Genomic DNA, 17,908 nt, shown 5'->3' on the forward strand with positions numbered 1-17,908 from the left:
TCCAAGCCCTAAGAAGTCAGCGTCAAGCTAGCCAATCTTTCGGTTGGCTAGCTTAATGACGCTAATCGTGCATGATCACATTGCGCTCAATTAGGGTGGAGACAATCTGCGATGAGTCCATCTCAGCAAAACTGATTTGCTGACCAAGATCTTTTAATGTCACAGTTTGACGCGCACCGTTTTCTCCCTCGGGATGGATCTCCAGCTCGATATCATCATCATCGACCAGTCTGGCATTGACATGACTGAGCAGCACATCCATATCCACCTGATTGGCTTTGAGCTCAGGAAGCAGTTCCCTCAAATCAATCCTATCGCCCTCTGCGATATTGAGATCCGTGACCGTATCTGCCGCGCCATCTTCAATGCTGTTCCACACAAAGGTGTCCATTCCCGGACCACCGGTGAGAATATCAGAACCTAAACCACTGACAATGATGTCATCACCACTGCCCCCGACCAGTTGAGTATCTTGGTCACCTGCAATGATCCACTGAGGACGGGTTTGTGAAGAGCCATCAATGTCACTGGCCTCCTCTACCACCGTCAGTGACAACTCGATGGGTTCAGAGAAAGCGCTGTCGATCCCAATGCCCTCTTCAATCTCTGTCGATACTGCGGTTAACGTCAAGGAATACTCACCTAGGCTAACGTTTTGTATTTGTAAAGAATTAATCGCATCGGCACTGGCATACCAATCCCCACTCTCGTTGACTACCGTACCGCTGTCGCTACTTAGCACTGCGCCTTCTGGTACTCCCTCAATCAACAAGCTCAGTTCTTCACTACTGTCGGTGAGTGCTGCGACAATACCGAGCAACGCAATACCTTGGTTGCTCACGCTTTGACTGGCAGTGATGTGTCTGATTGCCTCATTTTCTGGGGCAATAGTCAGTGTCGGTATGTCACTCACACCTTGAACATGCAGTTGCAGCTCCGCGGTATCTTGAAGAAAGTCATCATTGCCTTGGGTTTGACCATTGTCTTCGATGGTGTAGCTAAACCGCACAGGCCCAGAGTAGTTTTCACCTGCAGTAAAAGTCCAAGATAAACCGTCAGAGCTTGCAACCAGGTTCCCTTCCCCTTCCATCAATTGAAGATTGACCACTTTCAGCGTATCGCCATCAATATCTGAGCTGGCATCAATCAGTGATTGCGCGCTAATGACTATCGAGCCTTCTTCGGACATGGTACCTAGATCCAGCGAGGCCGCGACAGGCTGATCATTCACTTCAGTGACTCGAATTGCGAACGAGGTTTGTGCACTCTGACTGGTTGACGCGTTGGTATCATCGACTAAGCCAAAATTACCTAAATCGTTCACTTTGGCAGTGACGAGAGCAGGACCACCACTATTCAAGTCGTTCGCATTGTCCGCAGGCTGATAGACGACCACAGACGCCGCAAGTGCAGCATTGATGTTCGCCAGCTTGCCTTCCAAAATCCATTGACCGTCACTCCCTTGCACTGTGGTCAAGCCATAGACGAGTTCTGCATCACTGAGCACCAGCAATGAGCCCTTATCCACGCTGAGAGTGAGATGATACATAGCATCCGGGTCATCAAGCGTGCTGTCGATATCGTCAATCTGCAAAGTGTTGAGTGCCACCGATGTATCTTCTAAGGTGTCTACATCCAAAACATTAACAAACCTTGGCTGATCGTTTACTGCATCGATGAGCAGCATCACCGAAAACTCAGCCGGAGTACCTAATACCTCAACACCTTGCGCGTCGCTATCTACCGATTGGACTTTGACTGTCAACGGCTTATCGATAGCCGTCGCACTTTGGCTATCGCTGTTGCGATCACCTGAATTGAACACGATTTTGTCTAGATGCTGCGCATTGATATTGAGCACCCATGTCTGTGTCGCGTCGTCGAACTGCGCTAACGTCACGCCATCGGGATAGTAAATGCTCGCGCCTTCAGGCACATCTGTGACGGTAACGCGCAGGGTTTCTGGACCATTTTCATTTACCCCTGAAACGCTCGAGGCGCTGTACACATTGTCGATCACTGACGCATCTACCTCGATATCGATGTTATCTCCTTCCAAGCCTTCGATGCGATCCGTGCTGTCGAGGTCGACGTCATCGCCTATTGGATTCACGGTAACGACAAATTTAGGTAGCGGCGCTGTCACTTCCGTTGGCACACCAAGCAGTGACTCTTGAGTAAATACCGTTAGGTTGAACTCCACCGTACCACTGAAGTCTTTCGGCGCTTGAAGTGATATTCCACTCAAATCCACATGAGTCATCTGCGCCGATGGTAAACGCACACTCCACACACCGTCGCCGTTGTTTTTCACGCTGTAGTCGCTATCCGCATCGGCAAGCAGTAAAAATCCCTCGGGTACCCCAGTCAACTTGATCGACACAAACTGCTCGGAGCCATCATCGTCGGTGAGCGCAATATCGATCGGTCCCGATGCGCTAAGCGCTATCAGCTCATCTTCATTACCTTCAATCTCTATCGTGTCCGCCGAGTTACCAGGCCCTGACACGATCACGTCATCGACAACAGGCACAACCTCAAAGCTCACCGACGTGGTGAACGTTTGGCTATCGGTTGCCTCTCCGGTTGATGGTGACTGATTGAAGACCGCGCTATCGACAACTTCACCACTAATATTCACCACCACCTGATTATTGCCATCTGCAGACGGATAGTTTAACGCTGGCTTGAACAATAACGTATCTAATGCTCCGTCATTGATGGCTTGCTGATCAAATGACACCGAGCTGCCTACCCATTGATAAACTTGACCACCTGTTCCGTCATCGACCACTTGATAAAAGGCGCCCACATTAGAATTGGCCAGCGTCAACATCACTTGATTCAAGGTTTCTTGGCCACCTTCAGTCTCACCGTTCAATTGATCAGCAATGGCGTGGGTGACGGCGAGCTGAATGTAACTGTCTTCATAGCCGATCTCATCGGATTGGCCGTTGTTATCAGCGTCAATCGCACCCATGTCGTCGTCCAGTGAACCTAGGACATCGATAGAAAAACTCGGTTTGGAGGCGTTACCACTCTCCACATCGGCGACAGGGGCGACTTGCACGATCACACTGGCAGACGCGACGTTTTCATCACCGCTGGTGGTATCTTTGCTGATCACCGTAAACGGTAATAGAAAATCACCGGAGTAATCGTTTGGCAGCACAAGCGACAACCCATCGATAGGACCCAAAGCGCCGTCATTGTATTGCGTCTGATAAACAAACTTACCGTTAACGAAATCGACATCGCCCCCTTGAATCGTGATCGGATAAACAACACCACCTATCTCAACGCTTGGTTCAAACACCAAGGTGACTTCATCAGGTGAGCCATCAATAGCGCCGCTCAACGACAACACGCTCAGTGTGGTCATCTGCTGACCGAGATTGACAACCGTATCTTCTTGCGCCGTAACAATCTGCTCTTCTGTTATGGCGATCTCTGCGGCCACCTCACCTCCTGGAATAATCTGTTTTGCAAAAGCGATGACAACGCTGGTTGAGCGCTGAGCACCAGTCGATGATTCATTCGGCTCCAGGAGTTCACCATTGGCATCAATATCACCGGGGTCGACCACTTGGGTGTGCAGGGTCATCTGGAGCTCATTCGTACCGGTTAAATCGATATCACCAAAGTTAAGTCCTTCTGGTGCTTTGACACTGAAATTACTCTCGTCAGTGATCACCCAACGCCCATTACCTTCATAGGCCGCCCCTGTCACCAGCAACTGATCCAGTACAGAGTCTGGTAACGTTAGATCTTTAAGAGGATTATTAGGGTCTGGTACATAACTCAGTTCAAGCACCACTTGAGAGACCAACTCGACCGACGAGTTATCCGTTTCTTGGTACGAGATGATGACCTCATCATTGATATCAGGATTGTCTTGATTAGTGGTAAACGTAATCGCACCCGACGTCGCGACGATAGGCACATAGTTTAGCTGCCCATCTCCTGTCAAAGAGAGTGGTTCAAACACCACGCCTTGCTCATTAGATAAACGCAGGCCATTGTTTTCATCTTGTGGCTCGACGACTGGACGCACCACCACTTCTATTGAGCCTGTGAGTGTCGCGCTAACACGACCGCCTTCACCGACAATATCATCACTGGTGTATTCGACATCGCGCTCTTCTATCTCGACGCTTGTCGAGAGCGTGAAATTAGTACTGGCATCTTTGGCAGGGGTGAGTTGAATAAAGTCCGCTTCTAACGCGACTTGAGTGAACGCCTCATGGCTAAGTCCGTTAGGCGTGACGACCAAAGTACTTACCCCATTGGCGTCTTGCGTCACGTCGACACTGACATCTGAGTTGTTGACGTTAATCATCGCTCCGCTTGGAATACCAGTGATCGTGATCGACGTAAAGTGCTCATCGCTATCAATATAGTCGCTCCCTTTGGGGTGCCAATCGATATTAATAGCTGAATCCTCATTGCCCACCGAGCGGTTGGTGTATTGCTCTGAGGCATCAATGACAGGGGCGACATTGACGCGAATGTCAGTATCAAAACTTAAGCTGTGACCATCGTTTTCTGTGACGACAATGGTGGCGGTAATATCGATATTTTGGGTTGAAGAATCGACAGGGCGAATAACGATACCAGAATCATTGATCGCACCGGTAATGTTCGCCTCGTAGCTAGGTTGACCATTCACATAGCCGACGAAGTTTAAGTCAATGACACTGCCATCCGTATCCTCGATTACCACCCCTTGTGGAATGTTCGACAAAATCACACTGAGCGTCTCTGAGTTATCCGTCAGCTCTTGCGCCCTTTCACCGGAGATCACTTCAAAATCAAGTTGTGCAAAATTGCTCGCATTTTGGCTCTCTTCAATGGTGGTCTCGATACGCATTTGGCCATTATCGGTCACCGCTACCCAGCCCGAATCAAATTCATCGTTGAGTATCGGAACATCAGCCACCCCTTTCACTTCAACATTGACCACTTTAGGCCCGATGTAGGCGTCGTGTGTAGCACTCAACGTCGCGTCATCAGACAGTGACGCACTATCTCTCACGACACCCGTCACTTCAAAGCGGAAATCTTCATTGCTGTGCGCAGCGGGCACGACTTCAACCTGCGAAATAACGGCATATGGGATCTCTTGGTACGTTACGCCATCGACGTTGATCTCCACAATTGGGCTGTCGCCCGTACCGACCCAAGCCAGAGACGCACCCTCGGTGATATTGGCGATACGCACAAACAGGACTTCAGAGTCATCTGCGTCTGCCGAAGGCAACATTTCAATCACCTCATCCAACGTCAATGGATCACGATTGCCTTGCAGATCGGTATTGTCTGGGTCTGCGATGTTGTCTTCATTGATGCGAATCCGGCTCACTTTGAGTGTGCCAGTATCGGCATGTGGCGCCACATCGATAGTAATGGTTTTCGCCTCGGATCGCGCCGTCGACTTATCGACAGAACCGACGATGTATGGATTCACCTCTTCTTCACTGATTGCAACCACACTCAGTTGAATTTGCCCCGAAAAGTGCTCCGCAGGATCAATCTGAATCGAATTGATATCGCTGGAAGATACAAGATAAACACCCTCACTATTTGCCGTCAGCGGCTGACCGTCTTTATCGAGCAGTTCGAAGTCTCCCGTCACTGCTCGAAGTTTATAGGTAATGGTCTCTGGCGCACTGCTGTCTTGGGTCTGGGCGTGTAGAGTCAGTGTGACGTTGCTATCATCCTCAAGCACTTCATAGTGATCGATGCTATTTGCTTCATCCCAAACAGCGATGTCTGCAACCGACTGAACGTCTATGCGGATTCGGCCATTCACGCTGTGATCCACTTCGGTACCATTGAGAATATCCAGTGAATACCGCACAGTCATATTGCCATTGGTGGCCAAGTTACGATCAGGCACAAAGTAGAGGTTATCAATAGTGGCAATGACATTATTGCCATCTTGAGCTTGGCTCTGCACTAGTTCACTGCCATCTAAACGCAGTTTTCCATCCGTATCCTGTTTAATAGCGTGGAATACACCGGTACTGTCTTGGTAATAGAATGTCCCTGCGTAATTACCACCAATGATGGTCAACGCGCCAATCGACTCGTCATTATCGACATCATAGAGATTGACCTGCACGCTCAATTTTGCCGGTGCATTATCAAGCTCTGATTGATTGTCATTGATGTTCTCGCTCTCGGGCTCATCACCAGCGGCGTAAACAATAGATGCATCTCGACCGGCATCTTCAAAGGTGGTGACATTTAAATTGATCGTGCGGGCGTTTCTGTCTGTGATGGTGACATCTAACGTCGCTTGATCGATATCGTCATCGCCATCAGTGGCAATGGCATGGACACTGAACGTGATGTCGTCACCATCATGATCCAAATAACCGTTGGCTTTAAATTGAACCGAGCCATCGCTGTTAATACGCAGCACACCTAACTCTCGGGGGGCGTCATCCCCATCTAGCTGCTCAAAGACTCGCACAGTTTGTTGCCCACTTGAGTGTTCAATGGCGCTTTCATAGGTATTGGCTGAGACTCTAAATACGATCGGATTGCCATCACCACTGACTCCGCCTTCTAGACGTGTTAATTCCGCACGGTCAGCCCCTTGGTCCGTTATCTGGTTAAAGAAGTTGCTGGTACTACCAAACCCGCTGCCTTCTACTTTGGTTATGGATTGGTCAGCCAAGGTTGGAATATCATCAGTAATCACAATCGGCAATGTCAGTACGTTACTTGCATCGTGATCATAATCTACCGCTGCTACAGTGAAGTAGAGCGTCACATCGTCTTCACTGGTTGCGACCGGATGATCAATTGGCCCCAACAACTCGAACGCATAACTGTCATCTTGCGTATCAAATATGATTCGGAAAACCGGGGTTGTATTGGTTGCTGTGACGGCGGTGTAGCTCCATGTGGAGCCAGTGTTAATCACATCTTGCCAGACTAAAGCGTCTTCACCCGAACTTACACTGGCCAAAATGGCGTCCGCGTCCATTAATCGATACTCGGTGACACCATCCACACCGTCATCGACAGCAAACTGCCCCGAGACGCGACTTGAATCACTTTGATCTGAACCAATAGACTCAATGTCATCTTCATCGACGGCATTGCCCCCACTCCAACCATTTAAAGTGGGTGCGTCATCTGCAACATTGATTCCGAGACGAAATGCAGAAGAACGATCCCCATCGCCGTCCACAGCTACCACATCAAAAGGAATGGTCAGAACATTGGAGTCTTCAGCATGGTCTAAAGCCCTCAGTTGCTGATAGCGATAACTGCCGTCATCACCAAGAACTAAAGTAAAGACGGGTTGCTGATTGGCGATACCTTGATAGCTTGTCGTACCATCTGCGCCTTCAATCAGTTGAATGACGACAGGAGTACCGCCCGAAGTCAGGCCAGTTTGAGTCTGAGCGAGATTGCTGAGCGCAAAACTCACCACGCCATCCGCGCCCTGCGTATATTCCAGTTGCCCTTCGACCCATGCACCACTTCCCTCAATATTGGCTTCTTCGACATTCCACTCGCTGGTATTACTTAACCCGTCGATGCTGGCAATATCATCGGTGACACTGATTTCAATGTCTGCGCTTGAGGACGCGTCGCCATCAGCATCTATCGCGACAATGGGTAAAGCAATGATTTGGCTATCAAGACCTTGCACGGTGTGATCGATATTAGCCAGTAAGGTGAAGTGATAGTCACTCAGCGACGGCTGACCTAAATCCAGCTCAAATATGGGTAGTTTTTCACCATCAAGTTCGATATAGCCTACATAACTGCCTGGCTCAGCAGACTTTTCTTCGACCCTAATACGTTGACCGGAGGCGTAGATACCTTCGTTATTGAGATCATTGAACTGCTCCAAATCAAACGCCAGCTTGGCAATATCATCACTGCCTGTCGTCATGGTAACGGTACCTCTGACGTCGAGATTCGTATTCTCTCCTCCAGAACCGCTGGAAAGTCCCGCTTCAAAGACACTGCCACCAGACACTTGAGTGATCACAGGAAGGTTGCCATCTTCTATGTCGATAGTGACCGTGCTGGTCAACACGTCACCATCGCCATCTTCAATGGTCGCCACTAAGGTGTGGCTCACCACGTCACTGGTTGAGTGATCGATGTTTCTATCTGGCGCAAACGAGAGTGTGCCATCGGCAGACACAATCACTTTGCCGTCGGTAACGGCATACTCACTTTGACCGTCCACTAACGTGATCGGGTCGCCGCCATCAAAGGTGAATTGCGTTACCACGCCTTGCTCGGCGCCCGACGCACTGATGAGCGTAATGGGCTGTGATTCGTTATCGTACTGCGTATCAGGCTCGGTGACCTTTATCTCGCCATCCTCCACCGTCTGAATGTCGTCATTCACGGTGATCGCGAGATTCACCGATGCTGATTCATCACCATCGCTGTCCACCGCGACCACCGGCAAGTTAATCACCAAGCTCTCATCATTATCACCGCTGTGATCGAGCGGTCTGAGCAAGGTAAAGGTGTAATCTTTAAGGGTGGTTTGATCGAGCGCGACCTCAAAAACAGGCACATCTTGCCCGTCAACGGTAATCACTCCCAGGTATTGACCGGGCACATCAGAGTCTTCTATCAAGCGCACGGTTTGCCCTTGCGCTTTCAATGTCGATTGCTCGGTAAAGCGCGTGATATCGAGTGTCAGCGCGGCAATGTCATCACTGCCGACATCGATGGTGATTTGACCACTGTCTTGCACGGCAGCTTGGCCTGCTTGCGTCCCGCCCGTTAAACCGGACTCTGAGACTTGCGCCGTCTCGATTTGAGTGATGACGGGGTCATTACCATCGGTAATATCGATAGTGACCGTACTCGTCAACACGTCACCATCGCCATCTTCAATGGTCGCCACTAAGGTGTGACTCACCACGCCACTGGCTGAGTGGTCGATGTTTCTATCAGGTGCAAAAGAGAGTGTGCCATCAGCAGAGACGATCACTTTGCCATCGGTGACCAAGTATTCATTTTGCCCCTCAACCAGCGTGATCGCGTCGCCGCCATCAAAGGTGAACTGCGTCACCACGCCTTGTTCAGCGCCCGACGCACTGATGAGCGTAATCGGCTGTGATTCGTTATCGTACTTCGTGTCGGGCTCGGTGACCTCTATCTCGCCATCCACCACCGTCTGAATGTCGTCATTGACGGTGATCGTTAGATTCACCGAGGCCGAGTCATCGCCATCGCTGTCTACCGCGATCACCGGCAAGTTAATCACCAAGCTCTCATCATTATCACCGCTGTGATCGAGCGGTCTGAGCAAGGTAAAGGTGTAATCTTTAAGGGTGGTTTGATCGAGCGCGACCGCAAAAACAGGCACATCTTGCCCGTCAACGGTGATCACTCCCAGGTATTGACCGGGCACATCAGAGTCTTCTATCAAGCGCACCGTTTGCCCTTGCGCTTTCAATGTCGATTGCTCGGTAAAGCGCTTGATATCGAGTGTCAGCGCGGCAATGTCATCACTGCCGACATCGATAGTGATGGTGCCACTGTCTTGCACAGCAGCTTGGCCGTCTTCGGTGCCGCTCGTTAAACCAGATTCTGAGACTTGCGCCGTCTCGATTTGAGTGATGACGGAGTCATTACCATCGGTAATATCGATAGTGACCGTACTGGTCAACACGTCACCATCGCCATCTTCAATGGTCGCCACTAAGGTGTGGCTCACCACGTCACTGACTGAGTGATGATCGATGTTTCTGTCTGGCGCAAACGAGAGTGTGCCATCGGCAGAGACGATCACTTTGCCGTCGGTGACCAAGTATTCACTTTGACCGTCGACTAACGGAATCGGGTCGCCACCATCAAAGGTGAATTGCGTCACCACGCCTTGTTCAGCGCCCGACGCACTGATGAGCGTAATCGGCTGTGATTCGTTATCGTACTGCGTATCGGGCTCGGTGACCTTTATCTCGCCATCTACCACCGTCTGAATGTCGTCATTGACGGTGATCGCGAGATTCACCGACGCCGAGTCATCACCATCGCTGTCCACCGCGACCACCGGCAAGTTAATCACCAAGCTCTCATCATTATCACCGCTGTGATCGAGCGGTCTGAGCAAGGTAAAGGTGTAATCTTTAAGGGTGGTTTGATCGAGCGCGACCTCAAAAACAGGCACCTCTTGCCCGTCAACGGTGATCACCCCCTGGTATTGACCGGGCACATCAGAGTCTTCTATCAAGCGCACGGTTTGCCCTTGCGCTTTCAATGTCGATTGCTCGGTAAAGCGCGTGATATCGAGTTTCAGCGCGGTAATGTCATCACTGCCCACATCGATAGTGATGGTGCCGCTGTCTTGCACCGCGGCTTGGCCGTCTTCAGTGCCACTGGTTAACCCAGATTCTGAGACTTGCGCAGTCTCGATTTGAGTGATGACAGGGTCATTGCCATCTTTAATATCGATAATCACCGTGCTGGTCAACACGTCACCATCGCCATCTTCAATGGTCGCGATTAAGGTATGGCTCACCACGTCACTGGTTGAGTGGTCGATGTTTCTGTCTGGCGCAAACGAGAGCGTGCCATCGGCAGAGACGATCACTTTGCCATCGGTGACCAAGTATTCACTTTGACCGTCAACCAGCGTAATCGGATCGCCGCCATCAAAGGTGAATTGCGTCACCACGCCTTGCTCGGCGCCCGAGGCGCTGATGAGCGTGATAGACTGAGATTCGTTGCCATATTGAACATCCGGTTCGGTCACCACAATCTTCGCATCAGGTACCAAAGGAACATCATCCACGACGGCAATGACTAAGTTGCTATTGGCGGTAGTATCGTTATCGGCATCAATCGCGAAAACAGGCAATGAAACTAAAACGTCGTCTTTGCCCTGCTCTGAATGGTCAAGCGGCGCAAGCAGTTCGAATTGATACGCGACTTCAAAGCCGCCAGAACTCAGGTTGCTGACGCTCTCAATGATGAGAGAAAAGACATCGACTCGCTCCTCACCTTGTATGACAAACCCAACATACTCACCCGGTTGCGACGGGTTAGCCTCAAGAGTCACGATTTGCCCTGCAGAGGTGAGACCATTGGCCTGCTGACTCTGGTTGAATGCCTCGACGTCCAGGCGAACATCCACCACTTGATCACTCCCAAGCTGACCGGCTATCGTTCCCGTTACAATCGGGCTAACACTGCCTGCCTCCGTTCCCGTCGCCAAACTTGATTCTAGTGCCGTTTTACCGTCGATAGGAGACAGTGTCGGCGCCTCACCGTCACTGATCGCCGTGCTCACACTGACGGGTGAGCGTAATAGGTTACCTAAAGCATCCGCTCCCTGAATCTCAATGTTGATCGTGATTTGGTCATCATTAATCGCCACCAATCCTCCCGCCACTGACGGAAGATGATCGATCGGTTGACTCAGCGTTGTGGTGATCTCCAGATTGATGTCTCGACCAATATTGGCTGCGTTAATGTCAATGCGTAATACTTCCCCTTGCACATTGACACCAATAATTGCATTTTGCGAGTCATTATAGGAAAACAGGACATCCCCGCCATTCGAAGTGATATCACTATTGAGTTCTGTGAGCAGCGCGGCTATGGATGAGGTCTCAGGAACAAAAGACTCGGGATCGAGAGTAAGATCCCCGGCAGCAATGAGAGTGCTGCTGACAATAGTGGCAGGATAGGTCCCGAGAGATAACGAACCTTCGGACAGGGTGGCTGCTACGCTCTCGCCACCTTGAGAAAATTGAAAGCGGCGTCCAGTATCTTGCGTTTCAGACTGGGCCTGAGCATTGAAACCCGCGGTTTCGAAAAAGGTGCTCGCCAGTACTTCGGGATTATTGTACGCGATAGTAATGAAGCCGCCGTTGGCTGAGCCACTCGTCCCTGCACCCGCTGCCGTGGCTTCTAAAATCGCCGTCGGGTCAGCGCCCGCAAGAATAGCCTCTTGAATGGCCGCCAATTCATCACCGCTCATTGCCCCTTCACCAAGTAGCGCATCATCAACCTGAATGTCGCCGCTGACTGGCGCGGTTGCCCAACCAAATCCGTCACCTGGTTCTATGCAGCTGACGCAATTTTCATCAATAAACAGTGTTTCTGATACGTCTTCGAGAACGAGCGTCCCACCTTGAGCGGTGATGATCATCTCACCGATGTTGATATTCTCACCGACTTGCGCTTTGCGCGCCTCCCCGTTGGGCGAGGCGATCACGACATCACCATTCACTTCTTTGACACGACTTGGCTGGCGAATGACTTCTACGTCCATAACATTTCCCTTTGTGAATTAGCGTCCCACGTCTTTGACGTGGATACGGGTGTTGCACTAAAGCGAACTGACTGAAACGAGAATTTATTATTAGAGTTGTAATTTTAGAGAAGCAAAAAACATGCACATCTAACATCATCACTCAATCTCACAGCGAGAGTAAGAAAAGATTAAGCTTTTTAGCCACAGTCTCAACAGTGATATTTGACACTTTCAGTATAGGGGACGATAAAACAAAAAGAGCCAGCAAATGCTGACTCCCTTCTCATTATTATTATTCTTTTGCGATTTCTATGGCACACCGTGCCCTTTCGATGCAACCCAAACACGATACCACTGCTCACGTGTGAGCTCGAACGGAAGCGACTCGACGGCCGATTTCACTCGCTCAATTTTGCCTGAACCGATAATAGGCAGCGGATTCGACGGTAGACGACGTACCCAGGCGTAGATCACTTGATCGATGCTGCTTGCGCCGATTTCAGCGCGGATCGCTTCCAGTTCATCACGTACGCGAGCTGCTTGCTCTGTGTCCCCGCTGAAAATGCTGCCTCCACCAAGACAAGACCACGCCATCGGTAGCGTGCGAAGCATTTGCATTTGATCTAGGGTGCCGTCATGGACAACATCAAAATTGAGTGGGTTAATTTCCACCTGATTAGTCACCAGAGGCTGAGAAACGCGCGATTGCAGCAGTTCGAACTGACGAGGAGAAAAGTTCGATACACCAAAGTGCTTCACTTTACCTACTTTGCGTAGCTCGGTAAAAGCCTCTGCCACTTCGTCTGCGTCCATCAAGGCATCTGGACGATGGATCAGCAATACATCAATCTGCTCCACTGCCAAACGCTCCAGTGAATTATTCACCGATTGGTAAATGTGGGCCGCACTGGTGTCGTAGTGGTTCACTTTAAGCTGCGGGAACTTGTCCACGCATAGGTTGATATCGCACTTAGTGACAATCTCAATTTGGTCACGTACACAAGGATCCAGCTTCAACGCTTCACCAAACAGCTGCTCACACTCGTAGCCACCGTAAATGTCCGCATGGTCTACCGTGGTTACGCCTAGCTCAATGTGCTGCTTAAGGAACGTCAAACGCTCTTGCGGCGTCATACCCCATTCTGCTAAACGCCAGTAGCCTTGAATCATCTGTGAAAATTCGGGGCCCTGCGGCGCAATTGTTACTTTAGACACCATCTTTTACCTCCTAAAAAAAGAACGCTTCTACCCTATTCTTGTTTGTTTCAACCTACAACGTATACTGTGCAGAATTTCGAACTGGAGTACGAAAATGAGTTTTGCACTGCGTCTTCAAGCCCTCATCGGTGAAGAGTCCATTTCTGGTTTTGCGCGTCGGGTCGAGCTCTCCGAAGCCCTGATTCGCAAATATCTCAAAGGCAGTGAACCTAGCTTGGCCAAAGCGAATCAGATCGCGATGAAGGCCAACTGCTCACTGGAGTGGTTAGCCACAGGGTGTGGGTATCTCTACAGGCAAGCGGAAGTGGTCGATATGCCCGCTTACACCATGGCGTATGAGACCGTCATGGGCCAAACACCAGAGCCCATCGAGCAACATCGCAAGGTGATCGCGGCATACCAATATTTACGCGCCCATAAAAAACCCGATGGCTATCTTGACCAGGCGTCGATGCTGCAATTTCTTCATCGTCACAGCCCGAAAGAACTGTGACTAAAAGCAAAATTTAGGGCGTAGATCGGGGGTAGGATGTGGCGCCGCTTCGTTCGCAGTATTCTGTCTAAAAAAACAACAAGGACAGAACGTGAAACGATATCAACCACACTGCATAGTGATTGGTGGGCTGTTGAGTGCGACTGCATTCGCGTCACCCACGCTCACTCTCTCAACCACAACCACCAGCCGAGATTTTCCTCTCAATAGCGATACGCCCTTGGTCCTACCGCTGCCCAAGCAAGAGTATACGCTACACATTTCCGCTACCGGTGGTGACTGCCCCACCACAAACCTCGAGCAGGTCAAGTTTAGGCAGCCGATTGCCCTGAACTGTCAAACGGCAACGACTCTGCCCGTCAACATCCGCTTTAGCGGCGATTACTCCTTCGAATACGATGCCGAAGCAAATACATTGGTGATCGCCCGCGAAGCGAAGAAAAACACCACCACAACGTTCAAACGACCACTACCGGATGTGAATTGTCGTCAATACGTGGGTGGCCCCGTCACGCTAAACTTAGGTGACACCTTCCCCGATGGTACCGAGCTAAAAGAGGCGTTGAGCGGTCAAATCGTCACCGTACGCGACGGTCAAGTCTCACTCGAACCGAGTGAAAATAGTGGTGGCCTCCTACTCCTTGAGCCAGTGCTCACAGAGCCCGTAGAGCGCGACTTTACCTATCGTAACGCCAACATCTATTTCGCTATGGTGGACAGGTTCCACAACGGCGATACCAGTAATGATGCCAGCTACGGTCGTCGCAAGGATGGCAAAGATGAAGTGGGCACCTTCCACGGCGGCGATCTTAAAGGGGTGATAGAAAAACTCGATTACATTCAAAGCTTAGGGACGGATGTGATTTGGCTATCGCCCATAGTAGAACAGGTGCATGGCTTTGTCGGTGGCGGCGAAAAGGGCAGCTTCCCGTTTTACAGCTATCACGGCTATTGGACACGTGATTTCACGAAAATTGACGCCAACTTTGGGCAAGAGGACGATCTGAAAACGTTAGTCGCCGAAGCCCACAAACGCGGTATGAAGATTTTCCTCGATGCCGTGATCAACCATTCGGGGTACGCCACCTTAGCCGATCTACAAACCGACAACATCGACGTTGTCAATGCAGGTCAAATGCCGACCACTTGGCAAGATTGGCAGCCAAACGGTGATGAGAACTGGCACAGTTTCCACCAAGCCATCGATTACAACAGCCCACAATGGCAATCTTGGTGGGGTGGCGATTGGGTCAGAGCAGGCCTGCCGGGATACCCTGCACCGGGCTCCAGCGACATCGAAATGACACTGGCTGGGTTACCTGATTTCCGTACTGAATCACAACAATTTGTGACACCGCCGCAATGGCTATTGGACAACCCGGGCACACGCGTTCAACGCCGCGACAATTATCGCGTCTCGGATTATCTGATTGAATGGCAGAGTGACTGGGTTAAACGTTTTGGTATTGATGGTTTTCGTGTTGATACCGTCAAACACGTCGAGGGCGAAGTATGGCAACGACTCAAAGAACAAGCCAGCACAAGCCTAGATCAGTGGCGTGAAGCCAAAGGTCAATCGGGCGAGCCATTTTGGATGATGGGAGAAGTCTGGGGGCACTCGGCTTACCGCTCTCCCTATGCCGACCAAGGCTTTGATGCCCTAATCAACTTTGATCTACAAAAGAAAATGGATAAGGGCGCAGCGTGTTTTAGCAAGATGCAAAGCACCTATCAAAACTACGCAGATTCCATGCAAGAAACGCCGGACTTTACCCCGGTGAGCTACATGTCATCACACGATACCGAACTGTTTTTCAGCCGGTTCAACTCGCTTGATGTGCAGCGCAGTGCCGCCAACGCGCTGCTGCTCAGCCCGGGGGCAGTCCAAGTCTATTACGGCGATGAAGTGGGACGCGAAATAGGCCCTTATGCCGATGACTTCCATCAAGGGACACGCTCAGACATGCTTTGGACACTGGATAAAGAACGCCAGGCGCTTCTTGCGCACTGGCAGCGTGTGGGTCAATTTCGTCAGAATCACCCAGCGATTGGCGGCGGAGTACACCGTGTGATTGACAATAACCAAGAGTACGTCTTCTCTCGCACCTTAGGAGACGACAAGGTCGTTGTTGCCTTTGTCGGCACCAAGCGCGAGTAAAGAGTGAATGAGAACATTAGCCGCTAACGCACATTAGCGAGTGCAATAGAAAAGCAAACGGGCTCCGCGGAGCCCGTTTTTATTGGAAAGAGTTCAAGAAGGTGAGAATTAACGGTTATTACGACGCGTTTCGACCGCTTGAGCGAGTTGGCGCAGTACCTTCTCGGTATCATCCCAACCAATGCACGCATCGGTAATCGATTGACCGTACGTCAGCTCACAGCCCGCCACCAAATCTTGGCGACCTTCCACAAGGTGAGATTCAATCATCACACCAAATACCGCGTCTTCACCGCCTGCAATTTGTCCTGCCACGTCCTCTGCCACAACCATCTGGTTTTGGTACTGCTTTGAACTGTTCGCATGGCTAAAGTCGATCATCACTTTTTGTGGCAAACCTGAGGCTTCCAGCTCCGCTTTGATGGTGCCGACGTGATCGGCGCTGTAGTTTGGCTCTTTACCACCACGCAAAATAATGTGGCAAGCTGGGTTGCCTGCTGTCTCGACAATGGCTGAATGGCCAAATTTGGTCACCGAAAGGAAGTGGTGCGATGCGCCAGCGCTTCGAATTGCATCAGACGCGATCTTGATGTTGCCATCCGTGCCGTTCTTAAACCCAACCGGGCATGAGAGACCCGAGGCGAGTTCACGGTGCACTTGTGACTCTGTCGTACGTGCACCAATCGCGCCCCAGCTGATCAAATCCGCCACATACTGCGGGGTGATCATGTCTAAAAATTCACTTGCGGTGGGCATGCCCATGTCGGTCAAATCCAACAGTAATTTACGCCCCATACGCAAACCATCATTGATCGCAAATGAGTCATTTAAGTACGGGTCGTTGATCAAGCCTTTCCAGCCAACGGTGGTACGCGGCTTCTCAAAATAAACGCGCATCACAACTTCAAGGCGATCGCCCAACTCATCACGCAGAACTTTAAGACGCTGACCATATTCCAGCGCCGCTTCAGGATCATGGATAGAACAAGGCCCGATGATGACCAACAAACGGTCATCATCGCCTTTTAAAATATCAGAAATCGCTTCACGCGAACGAAACGTGGTTGAAGAAGCAGACTCAGTCGCCGGAAACTTCTCTAAAACAGCAACAGGGGGTAATAACTCTTTTACTTGGTTAATTCGTACATCATCAGTTTGAAACATCGCTTACTTCTTCCTATTTTCTTGGCCTGAACACAGCATCAAAGACAGTGATGCAAAAATGTTCAATCTCTCGTCACTCTGTTCCCAGTAACTTATCTGCCAAAAACAAGGCTTGCAAGCATTATTTTATTTAAAAGGCAATATTATCTCCAACTTTAAAATTTACACCATCCGTACATTAATATTTACATCCAGTAATGATCAACTAAAAGCAGCAGAAACAGCAGCATTAACTGATAGATTGAGTACTTAAACGTCTCAATGGCTGACTTGTCGGTGGGGGCGAATTTCAGTTTCCAGGCATGAGCAACAAAGCCGAGGCAGAGCAGAGTTGCCCCGACCCAATACATGGTGCCTGCCATACCGACTAAGGCAGGCATTAAGCAAACCAAGGTCAACAGCACGGTGTAGAGCAAGATCGAGGTTTTGGTGTACTCCTCGCCATGCGTCACAGGGAGCATGGGGATGTCGGCTTTGGCATAATCCGCTTTGCGATGGATAGCCAGCGCCCAAAAATGAGGCGGGGTCCAGATGAAGATGATCATCACCAGCAACCAAGCGTGTGCGTGCATCTCACCTGTGACCGCCGTCCAACCAAGTAAGGGAGGCATAGCGCCAG

At 50.4% G+C, this 17,908-nt stretch carries 6 protein-coding genes; 2 read left to right on the top strand and 4 right to left on the bottom strand.

Features of this window, described 5'->3' with window-relative positions; genetic code table 11:
* Window positions 1–61 precede the first annotated feature (61 nt).
* Window positions 62–12,274 carry a retention module-containing protein gene (locus AC6R1O_RS19100; RefSeq protein ID WP_500657637.1) on the bottom strand — a complete coding sequence of 4,071 codons (12,213 nt, stop codon included), beginning with the start codon at window positions 12,272–12,274 and terminating at the stop codon, window positions 62–64.
* Between the two features lie 291 nt (window positions 12,275–12,565).
* Window positions 12,566–13,474 carry an aldo/keto reductase gene (locus AC6R1O_RS19105; protein WP_500657638.1) on the bottom strand — a complete coding sequence of 303 codons (909 nt, stop codon included), beginning with the start codon at window positions 13,472–13,474 and terminating at the stop codon, window positions 12,566–12,568.
* A gap of 94 nt (window positions 13,475–13,568) precedes the next feature.
* Between AC6R1O_RS19105 and AC6R1O_RS19110 the strand changes: the two genes are divergently transcribed.
* Together AC6R1O_RS19110 and AC6R1O_RS19115 are read left to right on the top strand one after the other, a co-directional pair.
* Window positions 13,569–13,967, top strand: a complete 399-nt coding sequence (locus AC6R1O_RS19110) for an XRE family transcriptional regulator (protein WP_500630195.1) — start codon at window positions 13,569–13,571, stop codon at window positions 13,965–13,967.
* Window positions 13,968–14,058: 91 nt separating this feature from the next.
* On the top strand, window positions 14,059–16,125 hold the full coding sequence (locus AC6R1O_RS19115) for an alpha-amylase (RefSeq protein ID WP_500657639.1): 2,067 nt from the start codon (window positions 14,059–14,061) through the stop codon (window positions 16,123–16,125).
* Window positions 16,126–16,233: 108 nt separating this feature from the next.
* Here the strand turns inward: AC6R1O_RS19115 and aroG are convergent, their stop codons facing one another.
* Together aroG and AC6R1O_RS19125 are read right to left on the bottom strand one after the other, a co-directional pair.
* Window positions 16,234–17,289 (bottom strand): 3-deoxy-7-phosphoheptulonate synthase AroG, encoded by a 1,056-nt coding sequence (gene aroG / locus AC6R1O_RS19120; protein WP_500657640.1) that lies wholly within the window; start codon window positions 17,287–17,289, stop codon window positions 16,234–16,236.
* Between the two features lie 185 nt (window positions 17,290–17,474).
* Window positions 17,475–17,908: UbiA family prenyltransferase (locus AC6R1O_RS19125; RefSeq protein ID WP_500657641.1), on the bottom strand; the 434-nt coding region annotated here is incomplete at its 5' end.

The sequence above is a fragment of the Vibrio sp. R11-SG3-ISO3-SZ genome, assembly GCF_059834345.1.

What these genes read in the sequence shown, in the direction of transcription:
- AC6R1O_RS19100 (WP_500657637.1), bottom strand. Translation starts at nt 12,274, where the DNA reads ATGGACGTAGAAGTCATTCGCCAGCCAAGTCGTGTCAAAGAAGTGAAT.
- AC6R1O_RS19105 (WP_500657638.1), bottom strand. Translation starts at nt 13,474, where the DNA reads ATGGTGTCTAAAGTAACAATTGCGCCGCAGGGCCCCGAATTTTCACAG.
- AC6R1O_RS19110 (WP_500630195.1), top strand. Translation starts at nt 13,569, where the DNA reads ATGAGTTTTGCACTGCGTCTTCAAGCCCTCATCGGTGAAGAGTCCATT.
- aroG (WP_500657640.1), bottom strand. Translation starts at nt 17,289, where the DNA reads ATGTTTCAAACTGATGATGTACGAATTAACCAAGTAAAAGAGTTATTA.